16 protein-coding genes are annotated in these 18,465 nt (G+C 39.6%); 14 read left to right on the plus strand and 2 right to left on the minus strand.

All coding sequences use genetic code 11. The features are described from left to right. Window positions 1-47 precede the first annotated feature (47 nt). Window positions 48-287, minus strand: a complete 240-nt coding sequence (locus MKL32_RS09040) for a DUF4179 domain-containing protein (RefSeq protein WP_371863821.1) — start codon at window positions 285-287, stop codon at window positions 48-50. Window positions 288-744: 457 nt separating this feature from the next. On the opposite strand from MKL32_RS09040, the gene MKL32_RS09045 reads away from it, so the two are divergent. The 8 genes from MKL32_RS09045 (at window position 745) to MKL32_RS09080 (ending at window position 9,945) form a co-directional block, all read left to right on the plus strand. Continuing rightward, window positions 745-1,740 carry a sulfate ABC transporter substrate-binding protein gene (locus MKL32_RS09045; RefSeq protein ID WP_270900420.1) on the plus strand — a complete coding sequence of 332 codons (996 nt, stop codon included), beginning with the start codon at window positions 745-747 and terminating at the stop codon, window positions 1,738-1,740. Between the two features lie 199 nt (window positions 1,741-1,939). Continuing rightward, entirely contained in the window at window positions 1,940-2,860 is a 921-nt protein-coding gene (gene rsmH, locus MKL32_RS09050) for a 16S rRNA (cytosine(1402)-N(4))-methyltransferase RsmH (RefSeq protein ID WP_039046934.1), read from the plus strand. A 2-nt stretch (window positions 2,861-2,862) separates the two neighbouring features. Beyond that, the gene (gene ftsL, locus MKL32_RS09055; RefSeq protein ID WP_004951532.1) at window positions 2,863-3,201 is read left to right on the plus strand and encodes a cell division protein FtsL; all 339 of its coding nucleotides are present in this window, start codon (window positions 2,863-2,865) and stop codon (window positions 3,199-3,201) included. A 10-nt stretch (window positions 3,202-3,211) separates the two neighbouring features. Continuing rightward, window positions 3,212-5,044, plus strand: a complete 1,833-nt coding sequence (gene ftsI / locus MKL32_RS09060) for a penicillin-binding protein PBP3 (protein WP_125272585.1) — start codon at window positions 3,212-3,214, stop codon at window positions 5,042-5,044. Between the two features lie 3 nt (window positions 5,045-5,047). Continuing rightward, entirely contained in the window at window positions 5,048-6,547 is a 1,500-nt protein-coding gene (locus tag MKL32_RS09065; protein ID WP_039046933.1) for a UDP-N-acetylmuramoyl-L-alanyl-D-glutamate--2,6-diaminopimelate ligase, read from the plus strand. Between the two features lie 8 nt (window positions 6,548-6,555). After that, window positions 6,556-7,953, plus strand: a complete 1,398-nt coding sequence (locus MKL32_RS09070) for a UDP-N-acetylmuramoyl-tripeptide--D-alanyl-D-alanine ligase (RefSeq protein ID WP_270900421.1) — start codon at window positions 6,556-6,558, stop codon at window positions 7,951-7,953. Then, window positions 7,954-9,072 carry a phospho-N-acetylmuramoyl-pentapeptide-transferase gene (mraY, locus tag MKL32_RS09075; protein ID WP_004909640.1) on the plus strand — a complete coding sequence of 373 codons (1,119 nt, stop codon included), beginning with the start codon at window positions 7,954-7,956 and terminating at the stop codon, window positions 9,070-9,072. A 54-nt stretch (window positions 9,073-9,126) separates the two neighbouring features. Continuing rightward, window positions 9,127-9,945, plus strand: coding sequence for a putative RNA methyltransferase (locus tag MKL32_RS09080; protein WP_039046931.1), 819 nt, complete (start codon window positions 9,127-9,129; stop codon window positions 9,943-9,945). A gap of 14 nt (window positions 9,946-9,959) precedes the next feature. Here MKL32_RS09080 and ponA read toward each other — a convergent pair whose 3' ends face one another. Then, complete coding sequence (ponA, locus tag MKL32_RS09085) at window positions 9,960-12,539, minus strand: penicillin-binding protein PBP1a (protein ID WP_262579051.1); 2,580 nt, start codon at window positions 12,537-12,539, stop codon at window positions 9,960-9,962. Between the two features lie 162 nt (window positions 12,540-12,701). Here ponA and MKL32_RS09090 point away from each other — a divergent pair, with 162 nt between their 5' ends. The 6 genes from MKL32_RS09090 to aroK all read left to right on the plus strand — a co-directional run bounded on the left by MKL32_RS09090 (window position 12,702) and on the right by aroK (window position 18,448). Next, window positions 12,702-13,760 carry a pilus assembly protein PilM gene (locus MKL32_RS09090; protein WP_004951546.1) on the plus strand — a complete coding sequence of 353 codons (1,059 nt, stop codon included), beginning with the start codon at window positions 12,702-12,704 and terminating at the stop codon, window positions 13,758-13,760. Next, window positions 13,760-14,404 carry a PilN domain-containing protein gene (locus tag MKL32_RS09095; protein ID WP_004909633.1) on the plus strand — a complete coding sequence of 215 codons (645 nt, stop codon included), beginning with the start codon at window positions 13,760-13,762 and terminating at the stop codon, window positions 14,402-14,404. The genes MKL32_RS09090 and MKL32_RS09095 overlap by 1 nt, the downstream gene beginning before the upstream one ends. Beyond that, window positions 14,401-15,141 carry a type 4a pilus biogenesis protein PilO gene (locus MKL32_RS09100; protein WP_004964600.1) on the plus strand — a complete coding sequence of 247 codons (741 nt, stop codon included), beginning with the start codon at window positions 14,401-14,403 and terminating at the stop codon, window positions 15,139-15,141. The genes MKL32_RS09095 and MKL32_RS09100 overlap by 4 nt, the downstream gene beginning before the upstream one ends. Further along, complete coding sequence (locus MKL32_RS09105) at window positions 15,141-15,668, plus strand: pilus assembly protein PilP (RefSeq protein WP_004909624.1); 528 nt, start codon at window positions 15,141-15,143, stop codon at window positions 15,666-15,668. The genes MKL32_RS09100 and MKL32_RS09105 overlap by 1 nt, the downstream gene beginning before the upstream one ends. Before the next feature lie 61 nt (window positions 15,669-15,729). Next, window positions 15,730-17,868, plus strand: coding sequence for a type IV pilus secretin PilQ family protein (pilQ, locus tag MKL32_RS09110; RefSeq protein WP_262579055.1), 2,139 nt, complete (start codon window positions 15,730-15,732; stop codon window positions 17,866-17,868). Between the two features lie 19 nt (window positions 17,869-17,887). Continuing rightward, complete coding sequence (aroK, locus tag MKL32_RS09115; RefSeq protein ID WP_004909618.1) at window positions 17,888-18,448, plus strand: shikimate kinase AroK; 561 nt, start codon at window positions 17,888-17,890, stop codon at window positions 18,446-18,448. Window positions 18,449-18,465: the final 17 nt, after the last annotated feature.

The raw sequence follows: 18,465 nt of genomic DNA on the forward strand, positions 1-18,465 counted from the left end.
AATGACTAGGCGCATTTAAACATGTTAGGGGTTACATATTTAAAGAATTAAGAATTATGCGGTTGGAAAATGGTTTGAACAAAGCGTGAAAAACGTTCGTGCTGTGTAGCAAAGAAGTTTTGCGTTGGTGTTGTACGAATCGTATTCAACATTTTAAGTTCATCATTGCTCGACGGGATCATCGATGTATTACGTTTTTGCTGATCCAGTGCTTTGACAATTAAAGAAGAAGATTTGTCTACAGTTTTTATGTTGTTGCTTTCTTTGATAGCAGCAGCGTGTCCCATTTGTACTGAACAAGCTAAAAATAGGCTTAAGCATATCGTTTTTTTCAATTTTAATGCTCGCATTGCTAACATCCCCTTATTACTTCCGAGTCTACAAGACTAACTAAACAACTATACTATTGCTTTAATGATACGATTCAAACATAAATCTTAATAAAAAAGTAGAACTACGTCACACTTTTCACAAAAAAGATAAACTTCCAGTAAATTTCTACTCAATATTTATAGCCTTGTGGCTAGTTTGTTTGCAAGTCAAATTTAGCAAGCAAATATGTAGAAAACGTGAAGAACGTTCAATTTTAAATAAGCTAATACGATTCCTCATCTAAATGTATAGATCAAAATGATTTAGATTAAAAACTGAATAATAAAGAAGAAAACATTATAACTGATTGATTGTAAGATATATTTATTAAAATATAGTGCTATAAATAGTAAAAATAAGGTTGTTATAAATATGAAGCGTGTATTCACATCAGTTGCATTTATATTTGGATTATGGGGGAGTGCCCATGCAGCAACTTCTTTCTTGAATGTGTCTTATGATCCAACACGTGAATTTTATCAAGAATATAATCAAGCTTTTGGCAAATACTGGAAAAGTAAAACAGGGCAGGAAGTCGAATTTAAGCAATCACATGGTGGATCGGGCAAGCAAGCACGCTCTGTGATTGATGGCTTACAGGCCGATGTTGTAACTTTGGCATTAGCTAATGATATCGATGAGATTGCGAATGCAGGATTAATTCGTAAAGACTGGCAGAAACAGTTTAAAAATAATTCTGCACCTTATACCTCAACTGTTGTTTTTTTAGTCCGAAAAGGTAATCCCAAAAATATTCGTGATTGGAATGATTTGACCCGAGAAGGAGTTGAAATCATCACTCCAAATCCTAAAACTGGTGGTGCTCCACGTTGGATTTATTTATCTGCTTGGGGATATGCTTTAAAACAGCCGAATGGAAATGATGCCAAAGCTCGTGAGTTGGTAAAAAAACTTTATCAAAATGTCAAAGTTTTAGACTCTGGTGCTCGAGGCTCATTAACAACCTTCGCAGAGCGTGGAATTGGAGATGTATTGTTATCATGGGAAAATGAAGCACTTTTAGCGACACAAGGGTTAGGCAAAGACAAATTCGAAATTGTTTATCCATCTATTTCTATCTTGGCGGAATCTTCAGTTGCGATCGTTGATAAAACGGTGGAAAAGGATGGTAATCGTAATTTAGCGCGTGGATATCTCAATTTCCTTTATTCACCCCTAGGACAAGAGTTAGCTGCAAAACATTATTTCCGCCCGAGAAATCCACAGGTTGCTACGAAATATGCAAAACAGTTTCCAAAGATCAAATTATTTAATATTCAGGATGTCTTTGGAGGGTGGGCAAAGGCACAAAAAACTCATTTTGTGAATGGGGCGATTTTTGATCAGATTTATGCTGAGAAACCTTAGCTCAATAAAGTTATATCAGCTCTCTAGTTAGTCGTGAAAAGCAAATATGTCATGTATTTGCTTTTTTATTGGATGAAAAATGACAAGAAAACGGTTTTATCTATGGAAAGTTAAGAATTCTCTACAAAAAGTCGTTTGGTACTGGCATAAAACAAGGTGATAATGTGCAGTTACATTTTTAGCTGTTGATTCATTTCTTATGTCGCATATTTCTGTCTTACTTCATGAAACCGTTGATGGCGTATTGGCAGGTCGCGATACTGGCATTTATGTTGATGCCACGTTCGGTCGAGGTGGTCATACTAAACTTTTGCTTTCTAAATTAGATCAAAATGCACGAGTTTATGCATTTGATAAAGATCCTCAAGCGCTAGAAGTTGCTGCGCAATTAGAACAAGAAGATCCACGTTTTAAAATTATTCATGCCAGTTTTGCTGATCTTCAATCTGAATTAGCAAATATTGGGATTACTGAAGTCGATGGCGTTATGGCAGATCTTGGAGTCTCTTCTCCTCAGTTAGATCAAGCAGAACGTGGCTTCAGTTTTATGCAAAATGGACCATTGGATATGCGTATGGATAATTCAAAAGGTCCTACAGCAGCCGAGTGGTTACTAGAAATTGAAGAAGAAAAATTAGCGAATATTATTTATCAATATGGTGAAGAGCGTTATAGCCGCCGTATTGCTAAAGCGATTAAACAAGCAGGTGAGCTTACAACTACTGCACAATTAGCCGAATTGGTGAAAACTGCACATCCTAAATGGGAAAAGCATAAGCATCCTGCAACACGGACTTTTCAGGCAATCCGTATCGCAATTAACAAAGAACTAGAAGATATTGAGATATTTTTGCCGCAAGCTGTAGAATTACTCAAACCTAAAGGACAGTTGGCTGTGATTAGCTTCCATTCTTTAGAAGACCGCTTAATTAAGCAGTTTATCCAAAAAGAATCTACTTTAGCGGAGGATACGGGCTGGGGCATGCCTCAAGCTCAGATTGATACCCGTCGTTTGAAGAAGGTTTCTCGTATTCGTGCGAGTGAAGCAGAAGTAAAAGCAAATCCTCGTTCGCGTAGTGCTTGGTTGCGCGTGGCAGAGCGCTTAGAAAAGAAAGGCTAACAATGAACAACAAAAATGATGACGAAGTTGTATCGAACACCAAAAAAGGTCTAAAAAAAGTTGTTGTTTATGCGGTGTTAGTTGCATCAGTATTTATCAGCGCCATGATGGTGGTATTTCAGGTGTTCGAATATCGACATGATTATCGTGACCTGAGTGCTTATATGCGTGAAAGAGATGATTTAAATGCTGAATGGGGGCGTTTGCTGATCGAGCAACAAACCTTTGGTGCAACTGCCCAGATTGGTTCACGTGCAGTAACGCAATTGCGTATGTTTTCACCTCCAGCTGCGCAAACCGTTGTGATTTCTTTACCTATGACTACAAAGCAAGATAAATAAGGCATGCTGTATGGCAGATAAGCGAAGTAAATCAATACGTAAAAAACAGCAGTCTATCTCAGAAAAGCCAACTCTAGCTTTGGATATGTGGCGCTTTTACCTGCTTTGGGGAACGGTGCTACTGTGCTTTGTTGTCTTGGTTGCGCGTGCATTTTATGTGCAGGTCGTTAATAAAGACTTTTTACAAAATAAAGCCAATGCAAATATTTTGCGAACTGAACGCCTTGAAGCAATGCGAGGTGTGATTAGTGATCGTCATGGTGTGCCTTTGGCGATCAGTACACCCATCATGAAAATTGTGATTGATCCACGTGATTATTGGGAGGCAAAGCATCTTTATGATGAAATTACAGCTGAACTCCAAAAGGACCCAACTAATCGTAAACTCAAACGCCAGCTACCTGATAAAAACTTAAATTTAGACGAATTAGCAGACGCTGTTGGTATTGATCGTAAAGATTTAAGAAAGCAGATGAATGATCGACCTCGTTCACGCTATTTAGTTTTACAAAAAGAAATTCCACCTCAACAAGCTGATTTAATTGTTAAGCGCAATTTTCAGGGTGTTTATGCTGAGAAAAGTTATAAGCGTTACTATCCACAACCTCAACCCAATGCGCAAATTATTGGTTTAACCAATAGTGAAGGTAAAGGGATTGAAGGCTTAGAGATGCAATTGAATAAGCAATTATCAGGAATGGATGGTGAGCAGAAAATCATCCGTGATAAAAAAGGTAATCGCTTAAAAGTTTCAGAAGTTATCAAAGAAGTTGAGTCAGGTGAAAATATCACACTAAGCATCGACTCTCGCCTACAGTACATCATGTATCGAGAATTGACTGCAGCAGGTGTTGCCAATAATGCACGTTCTGCGACGGCAATCGCTGTAGATGTAAAAACGGGTGAAATCTTGGCAATGACTAGTTGGCCATCTTATAACCCGAATGATAAAAATGGTTTAGCCAATAAAGATGCGATGCGTAACCGTGGTGCGATCGATATGTTCGAACCGGGTTCAACGATGAAACCGTTTACTGTTGCCGCAGCATTAGAAAGTGGTAAATACACACCAAATACGATTGTAAATACTGCGCCGGGAACCATGCGTTTAGGTTGGCATACCATTCGTGATACCCATAATTATGGTGCTTTAACACTGACAGGTATTATTGTTAAATCTTCTAACGTTGGTTCCGCAAAATTAGCGCTATCTCTGCCAAAAGACGCTCTGCCTTCATTTTTCCGTCGTGTTGGATTTGGTCATCGTTCCGACGTTAAATTCCCTGGTGAGAGTGCAGGTTTACTTTATTCTGGAGACAAGTTAAATCCTTCTCAATTAGGAACTATGGCCTATGGTTACGGGTTGAATGCGACTATTTTGCAGTTAGCTCAAGGCTATGCAATGTTGGCAAATCATGGGGTTGAAATGCCACTCAGTCTGCGTAAATTAGACAAAGCACCTGAAGGAAAACAGGTGCTTGATCCTAAAATTGCAGATCAAGTTTTGTTGATGTTAGAGCAGGTGACGATGCCAGGTGGTACTGCATTACAAGCCAACATTCCAGGATATCGTGTTGGTGGTAAAACAGGTACAGCACATAAATTACGTGCAGACCGTAAAGGCTATTCCAATAATGAATATCGTGCCTTGTTTGCAGGTGTTGCACCAGTCAGTGATCCTCGGCTTGCTATGATTATTGTCGTTGAGAATCCACAGGGACGCTATTATGGTGGTCTTGTAGCTGCTCCTGTTTTTGCTCGAATCATGCAAGAGTCATTGCGCTTATTAAATGTTCCTTTAGATAAACCTCTTGATACTCCACAAAATCCAATCCGTAGGTAGATTATGTCGATTACTTTTCAGCAGATACACCCAGTTAATATCGATGCGGTTTGGGTTTCACAGCCATTCAATGGCTTTTGTTTGGATAGCCGCAAGGTAGCCTCTGGGCAGATCTTTATCGCACTAAATAGCTATAGCCAACCTGAAAAGACCATTGAGTTTGCCCAAAAAGCTCTAGATTCAGGTGCGTTGGCTGTGATTAGCGAAAGTGCTTTAGGCTTAAAGAATGAGTGGGTGTGTCCCCAAGTGCGTTACTTGATGGGTGAATGGCAAAAGCAGTATCTACAATCGTGTGAGCCTGTACAAGCATTACGGGGCGTTGCTGTAACGGGAACAAATGGCAAAACAACAATTTCACGTTTGGTGGCTGAGTTAATTAGTTCCCAAGGTTTTGGGTGTGCCGTTATGGGAACGACGGGTAATGGGATTTTACCTAATCTCACACCATCAACACATACGACCTTGGATGCCTTGCAGTTGCAAACTGCATTACATGACTATGCGCAGCAAGGTGCCAAATTTGTTGCGCTTGAAGCGAGTTCTCATGGTCTAGAGCAAGGTCGTTTAAATGGTTGTGATATCGAAATTGCGGTATACAGTAATTTGAGTCGAGATCATTTGGATTACCATGGCACTTTAGAGGCTTATGCCGAAGCTAAAGCATTGCTATTTAAATTTGCTACTTTAAAAGCGGTCGTGATTAATTTAGATGATCAATATGCTTTTATTATGTTAAAAGCAGCAAAAAATAACCCTTCACAACCTAAAATTCTAACTTATTCTTTAACTCAAACTTCTGCTGATTATCATATTGCTGATTTACAGTATCATCTGAGTGGGGCAAGTTTCACGCTGATCAGCCCTGTTGGAAGTTATGCGGTAAATAGTCCACTGCTGGGTCAGTTCAATGTTGAAAATCTTTTAGCTAGCTTGATTGCTGCGGAGTATGCAGGTTTTGATCTTGCTGACTTAGTGAAATTTGTACCCGAACTAAAAGGCGCACCTGGTCGTATGCAGGTGATCCAAGACCATGAACGTTTATTTGTGGTGGATTATGCGCATACACCTGATGCTTTGATTCAAGTGTTGACCACTTTGAAACGCCACGTCACAGGTCAACTTTGGGTTGTTTTTGGTTGTGGTGGAGACAGAGATCGAGGAAAGCGCCCACTGATGACACAGGCAGCCCTTGATCATGCCAATCCAGTGGTGCTGACTTCAGATAATCCTCGAACTGAGAATCCAGAACAAATTTTTGCTGATATGAAGCATGGTGTTGATTTTGATGGTCATCAAATAGATGAAATTCATGATCGCCGTGAGGCAATTAAATTTGTGGTCAAGCAAGCACAGGCAGGCGATATTGTTGTGATTGCGGGTAAAGGACATGAAAATTATCAAGAAATCGATGGTGTAAGACATTGGTTTGATGATGTGGTTGAAGTACAGTCAGCAATCGCTGCACAATCACATGTTTTAGATTCAGCTTATCCTGCGCAATAGGGAATATTATGCATACCTCCACAACCAGTACAGTTCCATTAGAGCCTTGGACTCCAGAACAATTACAAGAAGCAACTCAAGGTGAATGGCTTCATGGCAATATTCCTCAAGGTGCAATAAAGCGGATTTTGACGGATTCACGGCATGCAGAAGTTGGTGATGTATTTCTTGCGCTGAAAGGTGAGCGTTTTGATGCTCATGATTTTGTGGCTCAGGTTGCGACTCAAGGCTGTCAAATTGCGATTGTAGAACGTCCTATAGATGTTGATATTGCGCAATTGGTTGTTAAAGATACACGTTTAGCCTTGGGTGATCTAGGAGCCTATCGTCGTAAACAAAATGCACATCTGAAAGTGATCGCATTGACTGGAAGTAGTGGTAAGACAACAACTAAGGAAATGCTCGGGAGTATTCTCTCTCGTTTAGCACCGACGTTGATTACACGTGGCAATTTAAATAACGATTTGGGTGTCCCAATGATGTTGCTTGAATTGCGTAAAGAACATCAATACGCGGTTATGGAATTAGGTGCCAGTCACCAAGGTGAGATTGATTATACGTCTAATTTGGTTCAACCTCATGTCGCAGGAATCCTAAATATTGGTACTGCACATTTAGGTGAATTTGGAGGGCGTGAAGGAATCTGTCGTGCTAAATCTGAGATCTATGCGCACATTTTACCTCAAGGAGTAGCGATCGTTCCTGCTGCTGATGATTTTACTGCCAACATTAGAAATAGTGCTCAAGCACACTCAAATTTAAGCTTTGGTCAAGGTGGTGATGTTTACGCGACTGAGATCGAATTAAAGCCTCAATCTGTTCGATTTAATTTACATACCCCACAAGGTCAGCGTGTAGTTAATTTACCTTTTGCTGGTGAGCATAATGTTCAAAATGCAACGGCAGCTACAGCCTTTGCTTTGGGAATTGGTATCGAACTAGATGATATCGTAGAGGGTTTGGAACAGGCTCAGGGTGCGAAAGGACGTTTGAATTTTATTCAACATCAAAACCATTTGTTCATCGATGACACTTATAATGCGAATCCTACTTCAATGCGTGCTGCTGCCCAAGTGCTTTTGCAACAACAAGGCCTCAAGGTCATGGTCATGGGTGATATCGGTGAGTTAGGTGATAGTAGTTGGCAAGAGCATCATGATTTAGGTCGCGATTTAGCTGCTTTAGCCTTGGATCAAATTGTTGTAGTGGGTGAATATGCAAATGCCGCATTACAAGGTTCATCCCACTCAGAAAAATTACACGCCTTTGCGACACAAGCAGAAGCTTTACCATTTTTAATTCAGTTAATTCAAACACATCAACCCCAGTCAATGAGTTTCCTCTTTAAAGGGTCTCGTTTTACCCACATGGAAACGTTGATGGCTGATTTGATGGAGAAAATCTAAATGTTGTTATGGTTATTTGAGCAACTGGCGGGCTATAACAGCTCATTTCAGGTTGTTCGTTATTTAACATTACGCTCGTTATTGAGTGTGTTAACTGCGCTTATGATTGGTTTGGTTTTAGGACCAATCATGATACGCAAGCTACAAGCTTTGAAATATGGTCAGGCAGTTAGCTCGTTTGCTCCAGAAAACCATGCTAAAAAAATGGGTACGCCAACGATGGGGGGAATCCTGATTCTGCTTTCAATTGGGATTAGTACGCTATTGTGGGCTGATCTTTCAAATCCTTATGTTTGGATTGTCCTAGGTGTCATGGTTGTCTTTGGTGCTGTTGGTTGGGCTGATGACTGGATTAAAATTCGTTATAAAGATAACGCTGGTTTGCCTGCTCGTAAGAAGTTCTTTTGGACTTCGGTTGCATCTTTAGGAGCAGGTGTTGCGTTGTATGTTATTGCAAAGCAACAAGATAGTGTTGTGCATACAGCAAATATGCTGGATTTGCTTATTCCGTTTTTTAAGAATCTTTCGATCCCACTTTCAGTTGTTCCTTTTGGATTAGCATTCATTGTATTTACTTATTTGGTCATCAATGGAGCGTCGAATGCAGTCAATCTAACTGATGGATTAGATGGACTAGCGATTATGCCAGTTGTTATGGTTGCTGCAGGTTTAGGCGTGTTTGCTTATTTGTCTGGTGACATTCGTTTTGCCAATTATTTGCATATTCCGTATGTAAAATATACTTCAGAGCTCGTGGTGATCTGTTCAGCAATGATCGGTGCTGGCTTAGCTTTCCTTTGGTATAATGCACACCCTGCACAAGTCTTTATGGGTGATGTAGGAGCATTAGCACTAGGTGCAATGTTGGGTACAATCGCTGTGATGGTTAGACAAGAAATTGTTTTTGCTATTATGGGTGGTGTTTTCGTAATGGAAGCTGTTTCAGTTTTCTTGCAAATCGGATCCTTACGCATGCGGAATAAGCGTGTGTTCTTGATGGCACCTTTACACCATCATTATGAAAAGCAAGGTTGGAAAGAAACGCAAGTTGTTATCCGTTTCTGGATTATTACGATTTTCCTCGTTGTGCTAGGTTTAATGACGTTAAAATTACGTTAAGCGAAAATTCACAAAAAAGCTGGTGGATACCGGCTTTTTTTTTGGAGAAAATAAATGAGTTTGCTGATGTGTCCTGTCTGTCGACACTCATTGGATTTGGTTGAAAATTCATGGCGATGTGAAAATGGACATCATTATGATGTTGCTAAGCAAGGCTATGTCAATTTGCATGTGGTACAGCATAAACATAGTAAAAGCCCAGGGGATACAGCAGAATCAGTTTTGGCTAGACGTGAATTCTTGCAAAAAGGTTTTTATGCACCTCTTCAAAACGCTGTTGTTGAGTTGCTACAAACATTGCAGCCCAGTTCTATTTTGGATATTGGGAGTGGTGAAGGCTATTACACAAGTGCAATGCAAGGTTGTGCAAAAGTCTGTATCGGTGTTGATATTGCAAAAACAGCAGTACAACGAGCTGCAAAACTGAATAATAAAGTCACATGGGTTGTTGGCACAGGTGCTACATTGCCAGTGAGGGACTCTGTAATTGATGTTTGTAGCAGTCTTTTTAGTCCTATCCCGCAAAGTGAAATTGGGCGGGTATTAAAACCAGAAGCATATTTGATTGTAGTAACGCCTGCACCGAAGCACTTGTTTGCATTGCGAGAAGCATTATTTGAACAAGTGAATTTGCATGAACCACAAAAATTCGTCGATCAGTTAAATGATGAATTTGATTTAAAGCAAGCACAGGTTATAGAAGCGTCACTGCGATTGGAACAACAAGATTTGAAGAATCTTATTGCGATGACTCCATATGCTTATAAGGCAAATCCTGAGCGTAGAGCACAATTAGAGCAGCAAAATGAATTTGAGGTTACGGCTGCTTTTCAGATTTATTTATTTCAGAAAAGAAAGAAGCCATCAAATTGATGGCTTCGAATGAATTATTGTATTTGATTAATTAGGTTTTCAATTCCATCCCGTTCCTTTTTAGGCGCGGGGTTTTGTGAATCATTATTCATTGGAGGTGGTTGTCTATTTGTTGGAACAATAATTTGTTCTTCACCTGAAGTATTTGTTCCTGGTAAATCAGAAAAATCATTCTCAACAGAGCGTGTTTGTGGTGTCGGTTCTGGGCGATACAATGGTCGAGCCAATGGTGGAGCGGCACGATACTCTTTTTTATCTTCAGTTGATTGGATCTGTAGTTTATCGCGTGAAATTGGATCTTTAGCATTTTTATCTAAATGTACCCATGACGATGGTGTGTCTTTGAGTGCATTTGCCATGAATGTTGTCCAAATTGGTAGGGCTGCAACGCCACCGTATTCTCTACGACCTAATGTGCGTGGCTGATCAAAACCAACCCAAGCTACCGCGACTAACTTTCCATTAAAACCTGCGAACCAAGCATCTTTTGCATCATTGGTTGTACCTGTTTTACCACCTAAATCATCACGACCAATTTTAAGCGCTGCACGACCTGTACCATGTTGAATTACATCGCGTAAGATATTCGCCATATCATATGCTGAACTTGATTTTAATATACGTTGAGCTTGACGATAATCACTATTGGTTTTGGTGTCGACTGAAGATGTCGTTGTTTGTGCATCTGAAGCTGCGAGTGCGTTATCTAAAGATTCATTGGTGATCTCTTTGGTTTTAGCTTCTTCTGCAGCTTGTTGTTCTTCATAAGCATTTGGATTGTTGATACATGGGATGCAGGCATATTCAGGTTTTGCCTCATAAATAACTTTACCTGTTGCATCTTCAATACGTTTGATGAAATGTGGTTGAATTCGATATCCACCATTTGCAAAAGTGGCATAACCAGTAGCCATTTGAATTGGTAATACCTGCGGTGTACCTAAGGCAATTGTGTAGTTGCGAGGAATCTGTTCTTCTTCTAAACCAAAGTCCATAAACAGCTGTCTAGCTCGTTCAATCCCTACATTTTGCAATAAACGAACTGAGACTGTATTTCTAGAAAGGTAAAGCGCACGACGTAGAGGGATCATCCCAAGATAGCGTCCATCAGAGTTCTTTGGTGACCATTTCCCAATACGGATCGGGCTATCATTTACCATGCTATAGGGTGTCATACCTCGTTCTAAAGCGAGTGCATAAACAAAAGGTTTAATGGTCGAACCAGGTTGTCTCCAGCCTTGCACAGCACGGTTAAATTTCGATTGATAAAAATTATATCCGCCAACGACTGCTTCAATTGAGCCATCATTTGGGTTTAAGGCGATTAATTGCCCTTGAACTTTTGGAACTTGGACCAGTGACCAGGCTGATTTGTCTTCATTAGGACGTAAGCGGATAATATCCTTTACCTTCACAATTTGGGATGCGCGAGAAGGCGCACCACCAACGCTATTCGCATTGCGATAAGGACGTGCCCATGACATGCCTGACCAATTTACGGTGACAGTCGAGCCATCTTGCATCAAAGCTTCAAATGAATTGGTATTTACTTTAGTTACTTGCGCTGGAAAAGTATTTGCATATGCCATAAATTGATTAAGTGGTTTGTCGTGATCTTCAGGACCACGCCAGCCATGTCGTCGATCATACGCCTCTAAACCATCTTGAATGGATTGTTCGGCGAATTTTTGTTTGTTGCTATCAATCGTTGTGTAAACTTTATAACCAGAATCAATCGCTTGTTCACCAAAATGTTCTACGAGTTCAGAACGAACCATTTCACCGACGTAAGGATGAACATTACTCACAGAGCGATCAATCATATTGAGATTGATCGGTTCAGCAACTGCTTTTTGATACTGTGATTGATTGATGTAACCTAGCTGTAACATTCGACCTAAAATCCAGTTACGACGCTCTAAAGCACGTTCAGGATTTACGACTGGATTGTATTTCGATGGTGCCTTAGGTAAACCAGCAATCATCGCCATTTGAGCGATACTAAGTTGATCTAAATTTTTGTTGTAATAAATTCTGGCTGCCGCAGCAATTCCATAGGCATTTTTACCTAAAAATATCTTATTTACATATGAACTTAAGATTTCTTGTTTGGTTAGATTTTGCTCTATTTTTCGTGCTAAAAATACTTCGGTAAGCTTACGCTTAAGTGTCCTTTCTGGGCTTAAATAATAGTTTTTCGCAACCTGCATGGTGATTGTTGAGCCACCAGTTTGCACGTCAGAACCTGTAATTGATTCAGTGAGTGCTCGACCTAAACCTTTGAAACTGATGCCATTATGTTCGAAGAAAGAGGAGTCTTCCGCTGCTAAAAAAGCATGAATAAATGTAGGGGGGATTTGCTCATATTGAACTGGAATGGATAGCTTACCACCATATTCTGCAATTAACTTATTATCAGCTGTATACACCTGTAATGGCTTCAATAATGGCGCTTTTTTAAGAGAGCTCATATCTGGCAAAGAGGGTGCTAGATAGAGATACATGCCATAAAAACCCATTGGAAGTGAGACTAAGATAATAATAAGCATCAAAAAAAATGGGCGAACAATGCCAGAACTGGATAGCTTTTTCATAATAAGTAAGTTTTAATAAGAGCGAATGGCAAACTAATTGTGGTCAGTATATCCTTTAGACATACGGATTGTTAGATGAGATATTGTATCCGTATAAATTAAAGACCAAAACAAATTAGTGTGTTGTATTTTTGGGGATAAAAAAATAAATAGGAAAGTACTGTGCTCAGGTTATATCGTAAACCAAATAAGGGGTTAGTGGGTGTCGATATTAGTTCGACAACTGTTAAGTTATTGGAACTCTCTGTTAAGAACGGTCGATATTGGGTTGAAAGTTATGCATTGATGCCACTACCTGAAAATAGTGTGGTTGAGAAAAGCATTTTAAACCCAGAAGCAGTTGGCGACGCGCTTGAACGAGTTGTTAATCTTGCAAACCCTCACACTACCAATGTGGCTATTGCCGTGCCTACTTCGATGGTCATTAATAAGATCATCGAGATGGATGCTGACATGACGGATGATGAACGGGAAGTTCAAATTCGTATGGATGCAGAGCAATATATTCCATTCCCATTAGATGAAGTTAGTTTAGACTTTGAAGTCTTAGCTGATCGATTGGCCAATCCTAATCGTGTCAATGTGTTATTAGTCGCTACGCGTACTGAGAATGTCGATTCACGTGTTGAAGTTCTTGAACTAGCAGGTCTAAAGGCAAAGATTGCTGAAGTCGAAAGTTATGCGATGGAACGTGCTTTTAGTGTATTCGCTGATACGCTACCTATGGGTGCGAATACAGTGGGTATTCTAGATATTGGGCATACGATGACGACGTTATCGGTCATGCAAAAAGGTAAAATTATCTATACTCGTGAGCAAGTGTTTGGTGGAAAACAACTTACTCAAGACGTTCAAAATCGTTATGGTTTATCTTTTGAAGAAGCTGGTCGAGCTAAAAAAGAAAGAAGTTTGCCAGATGATTACGATACCGAAGTTTTAGAACCATTTCTTGATGCAGTTGTACAACAAGCTGCACGTTCGCTGCAATTCTTTTTCTCATCATCTCAATTTAATGAAATTGACCACATCCTGTTAGCAGGTGGTAATGCCAATATTCCAGGTCTAGCTAAACTGCTGCAACAAAAGCTAGGTTATCGAGTAACGATTGCCAACCCATTTTTACAAATGGGCTTTTCTCCCCAAATCGATATCAAAAAAATAGAAAATGATGCCTCATCCTTGATGGTGGCATGTGGATTAGCATTGAGGAGTTTTGATTAATGGCAAAGATTAACTTACTCCCTTGGCGTGATGAGCTAAGAGAACAACGAAAGAAACAATTTATTGCATATTGTGTAGGGGTTGCTGCATTAGGTGTGGCATCGGTTTTGGCAGGATGGGGTTATCTTGATTACAAATTAAATGATCAAGAACAAGCGAACCAACTGATTGTGAGCACAAATCAAAATCTTGATGCTCAATTAAAATCCTTAGATGGCTTGCAAGAGCGACGTAATGCAATTATTGAACGGATGAAACTCATTCAAGGTTTGCAAGGTCAAAGACCTGTCGCTGTACGTTTAATCGATGAATTGGTGCGAGTTACTCCGCCTACCATGTATTTGACTAAATTTACACGTACAGGCGATAAGTTCACGATTGAAGGTAAAGCTGAAAGTCCAAACACAGTAGCTGAATTACTGAGAAATCTTGAAGCATCACCTTGGTATCGCAACGCTTTTATGAATTCCTTTTTAGCGGCTGAAGAGAAAAAAGACAAAACTGTCAGCTCGCTTATACCTCGTATTGAAGAAAACTATGGAAGTTTTGTTGTAACTGTTGATCTTGGTGAAATAGGCACAACAGTTGAAGCTGACCCATTAGCAGAAACGGTCGCATCAGGAACAGTGGGGGCAGCACAATGAGTCAAGAAGAATTAAATGAACTCAATCAAGATGTTGCTGTAAAGAAAAAGAAAATGACAGTAGAGCAATTCTTTCAGCAATTTAATACGCTTGATATGAATAATTACGGTAGCTGGCCGCTATCTGTAAAAGTGACATGTTGGATTTTTGTTTTTTTAGCTGTTTTAGCACTTGGTTACTTTGTTGTTATTAAATCTCAGCTTGAGCGTATTGCTAATGAAGAGGCTAAAGAGCAAAGTTTATTGAATGAATTTAGAGAAAAAGACTCTAAACTGCGTAATTTGCAGCGTTACCAAGCTCAGTTACAAGAAATGGAAGCTAATTTTAATCAGCAACTAGAACAATTGCCGAAAGAAACTGAGATTCCAAGTTTGGTTGAAGATATTAACTTGACTGGTGTGAATTCGGGGTTGAAGTTTAAGAATATTCGCTTAGAAAATGAGGTTAAGCAAGAATTCTTTATTGAACAACCGATTAGTATTGAAGCAACTGGCGATTATCATGCATTTGGAGCATTTGCTACAGGTATTGCTGCACTGCCTCGAATTGTAACTTTACATGATTTCACGGTTGAAGCTTCAGAAGATAAGACGAAGAAGTCAGATATTCCTGTTGTGAATTATTCTGTTAAAGCCAAAACCTACCGTTATGTGGGGGCTGATGATGCAGCAAACACTGAGGTTGGAGCGGCGGTACCTCCTCAGAATAATCCACCTAGTCAAGGAGGAACTAACTAATGAATAATTATAAATTATTATTTAGTTTTATGGCTGGGCTTGTTTTGGTTGGGTGTGATTCAAAAATTGACGCCGTAAACCAAAAAATGGCTGAAATTCGGAACGAACCTGCTTTACCTATTGAGCCAGCACCGGTATTTAGCCCTGTACCATTATTTAACTATTCAGCACATCAATTGAAAAGTCCATTTATGCCAAGCTCATTGGCGGCTGAGTTAAAGATAATGGCGGGTAAACGCGTTTATCCAAATTTCAATCGTCAACCGCAACCACTGGAAAGTTATGCGTTGGAATCCCTAAATATGAAGGGTAGCATGCGTGGTAAAACAAATGAAACGATAGCACTGATTCAGACCCCTGATCGACAAATTGAGCGGGTGCAGGTTGGAAATTACTTAGGAATGAATCAAGGTCGAGTGGTAAAAATTAGTCCGACTCAAATTGATTTGGTGGAAATTGTACCGGATGGGCGTGATGGTTATGTGGAGAGACCAAGAACACTCGTTCTAATCGGTATGGCACCATAAAATTAAGGGAATAAAAATGAAAAAACAGATTAAAGATTCTTTATTTGGGGAAGCGAAGACCATGAATCATGCATTCCGTCAATTTTCTATGGCTGCGGTTGCAATTGCTATTTCGCAAGTAGCTTCGGCACAGGTGGGTATTACAAATATTGTGCCGATGAACTTGGGTGATCAGGGTACTGAAATCAGAGTCATGTTTAATGGTTTGCCTCCTCAACCACAGGCCTATCAACTTGAGCAGCCTGCTCGTTTAATTTTAGATTTTGATAAGGCTCAGCAGAACTTAAAGCAAACATCCATTCCTGTTTCAACCAATGAAGCAAGTTCAATCAATGTAGCTGCAGATGATCAGCGTGCTCGTTTAATTGTAAATTTAAAAGACTCGGGTGCTTTCACAACCCGTGTTGAAGGTAATACTTTTGTTTTAAAAATAAATTCTGCAAAACCAACATTAATCAGTAATCCTACGGTTGCTACTCGACAAGTTCAACAAGGTGTTTCCAATATTGGTTTTCAAAGAGGAAATCAAGGTGAGGGGTTAGTTGTTATTGATTTATTGGGAGGTAATACACCAGTAGATGTACAACAACAGGGGAGTAAAATTGTTGTTCGTACGCTTGGAAATAAAATCCCAACACACTTAGCGCGTCGTTTAAATACTAATGATTTTGCGACCCCAGTAGCAAGTATTGATGCTTATAACGACAAAGGAAATGGGGTTATTACTATTCAATCTGCGGGTAGCTATGAGTACATGGCTTATCAGGCAGAGAACAAACTTACAATTAGTTTAAAAAGACCAGAAGATAAATCACCGAATAAAGCTAAGCCACAAACTTATACTGGAAATAAGATTTCATTGGATTTCCAAGACATCGAGGTTCGCCGTGTTTTGCAATTATTAGCAGACTTTACGGGAATCAACATGGTTGCTGCTGATACTGTACAAGGAAATATTACACTACGTCTTAAAGACGTTCCTTGGGATCAGGCTCTTGATATCGTTTTGAAAACAAAAAATTTGGATAAGCGCCGTAATGGAAATGTAATTTGGATTGCACCAGTTACGGAGCTGATCAAAGCGGAAGAGGATGAGGCAAAAGCAATCGCCCAAAGTGTGAAACTTGCACCTTTGCAAACAGAATATATTCAATTGAGTTATGCGAAAGCGGTTGATATTGAAAAGCTTATTACTCAAGGTAAAAATGGCTCAGGTAATGGTAATCGTAATCAGGGAGCTAATGATCTTTTAGGGGATAGTGTAGGTAGTTTATTGAGCCCCCGAGGAACTGTTTCGATTGACCCACGGACAAATACGTTGATTATAAATGATACATCACAAAAGATTGATCAAATACGTAAAATGATTGATTTACTCGATGTTTCGGTTAAGCAGGTTATGATTGAAGCACGTATTGTGCGTGCGAGTACAGACTTTACCAAAGAGATGGGTGTGAAGTGGGGGATATTGTCTCAAGGTATAGCATCTAATAATGATTTGCTTGTTGGTGGTAGTGATACAACTTTATGGAATTTACGAGAACCTACAGCTGATAGTGAAACTGGTGGTTGGAAATATGATATTGAGCGTCCAGATAATCTGAATGTGAATTTAGGTGCTGTGACACCTGGAGCAAGTCGTATTGCTTTTGGTTTAATTAGTCTTTCAGATTTTATGTTGGACCTAGAGTTGTCGGCTGTTCAGGCTGATGGTTATGGTGAAGTAATCTCAACTCCGAAAGTTCTAACCGCAGATAAGCAAGCTGCAAAAATTGAATCAGGGACTCAAATTCCTTATTCATCTTCTACGGGTGGTGGAGCTAATGCTGTTCCAAAAACTGAATTTATTGATGCGACATTAAGTTTGGATGTTACACCAAGTATTACCCCTGAGGGTAAGGTGATGATGAAATTAAACATCACCAAAGACTCACCAGGAACACCAACACCTACAGGGCAGTTGACGATTAATAAAAACACAATTGATACGAATGTTGTGGTTGATAATGGTGAAACTGTTGTTCTTGGTGGAATCTTCGAGCAAGAAAATATTAATTCTCAGACCAAAGTTCCATTCTTGGGTGATTTACCTTATGTTGGGAAATTATTCCGCAGAGAGTCTAAACAAGACAATAAACGCGAGTTGCTTATTTTTGTTACGCCGAGAATTGTTAATGACACTTTGACAAGAAATCATTAATATATTTTCAATAGTCGCAATGAATATAGGTGGCGCGTTGCCAAGCAAAGCGTTTGAATCCCTACCAAATATTTATTTGGTAGGGCCAATGGGGGCAGGTAAAACAACAGTTGGTCGGCATTTAGCAGAATTGTTAGGTCGTGATTTTATTGATAGTGATCATGAAATCGAACGTAAAACAGGCGCTACCATTCCATGGATATTTGAAAAAGAAGGTGAAGTGGGATTTCGTTTACGCGAGACAAATGTATTAAATGACTTAACTTCTCGTTCATCATTAGTTCTAGCAACAGGTGGTGGTGCAGTTACTCAAGCAGAAAATCGTCAATTCCTTCATCAGCGAGGAATAGTTGTTTATCTTTATACGCCTGTAGAACTTCAACTGCAGCGTACCTATCGTGATAAAAATCGTCCATTACTTCAAGTTGAAAATCCTGAAAAGAAACTTAGAGAATTGCTAGAGGCGAGAGATCCACTCTATCGCGAAGTTGCTCATTATATTATTGAAACAAATCAAGGTGCAGCAAGAGATTTAGCTCAAAGAATTCTTCAGTTAATTTTATCTAAACAAGTCAAGTAATTTATTTAGTGGTTAAT

Source organism: Acinetobacter sp. AOR34_HL, from assembly GCF_027854795.1.
In the GTDB taxonomy this organism is placed as follows: domain Bacteria; phylum Pseudomonadota; class Gammaproteobacteria; order Pseudomonadales; family Moraxellaceae; genus Acinetobacter; species Acinetobacter junii.

Bases quoted from the DNA above. Each gene is read 5' to 3' on its own strand.
- MKL32_RS09040 (WP_371863821.1), bottom strand. From the start codon at position 287: ATGGGACACGCTGCTGCTATCAAAGAAAGCAACAACATAAAAACTGTA.
- MKL32_RS09045 (WP_270900420.1), top strand. From the start codon at position 745: ATGAAGCGTGTATTCACATCAGTTGCATTTATATTTGGATTATGGGGG.
- rsmH (WP_039046934.1), top strand. From the start codon at position 1,940: ATGTCGCATATTTCTGTCTTACTTCATGAAACCGTTGATGGCGTATTG.
- ftsL (WP_004951532.1), top strand. From the start codon at position 2,863: ATGAACAACAAAAATGATGACGAAGTTGTATCGAACACCAAAAAAGGT.
- ftsI (WP_125272585.1), top strand. From the start codon at position 3,212: ATGGCAGATAAGCGAAGTAAATCAATACGTAAAAAACAGCAGTCTATC.
- MKL32_RS09065 (WP_039046933.1), top strand. From the start codon at position 5,048: ATGTCGATTACTTTTCAGCAGATACACCCAGTTAATATCGATGCGGTT.
- MKL32_RS09070 (WP_270900421.1), top strand. From the start codon at position 6,556: ATGCATACCTCCACAACCAGTACAGTTCCATTAGAGCCTTGGACTCCA.
- mraY (WP_004909640.1), top strand. From the start codon at position 7,954: ATGTTGTTATGGTTATTTGAGCAACTGGCGGGCTATAACAGCTCATTT.
- MKL32_RS09080 (WP_039046931.1), top strand. From the start codon at position 9,127: ATGAGTTTGCTGATGTGTCCTGTCTGTCGACACTCATTGGATTTGGTT.
- ponA (WP_262579051.1), bottom strand. From the start codon at position 12,539: ATGAAAAAGCTATCCAGTTCTGGCATTGTTCGCCCATTTTTTTTGATG.
- MKL32_RS09095 (WP_004909633.1), top strand. From the start codon at position 13,760: ATGGCAAAGATTAACTTACTCCCTTGGCGTGATGAGCTAAGAGAACAA.
- MKL32_RS09100 (WP_004964600.1), top strand. From the start codon at position 14,401: ATGAGTCAAGAAGAATTAAATGAACTCAATCAAGATGTTGCTGTAAAG.
- MKL32_RS09105 (WP_004909624.1), top strand. From the start codon at position 15,141: ATGAATAATTATAAATTATTATTTAGTTTTATGGCTGGGCTTGTTTTG.
- pilQ (WP_262579055.1), top strand. From the start codon at position 15,730: ATGAATCATGCATTCCGTCAATTTTCTATGGCTGCGGTTGCAATTGCT.
- aroK (WP_004909618.1), top strand. From the start codon at position 17,888: ATGAATATAGGTGGCGCGTTGCCAAGCAAAGCGTTTGAATCCCTACCA.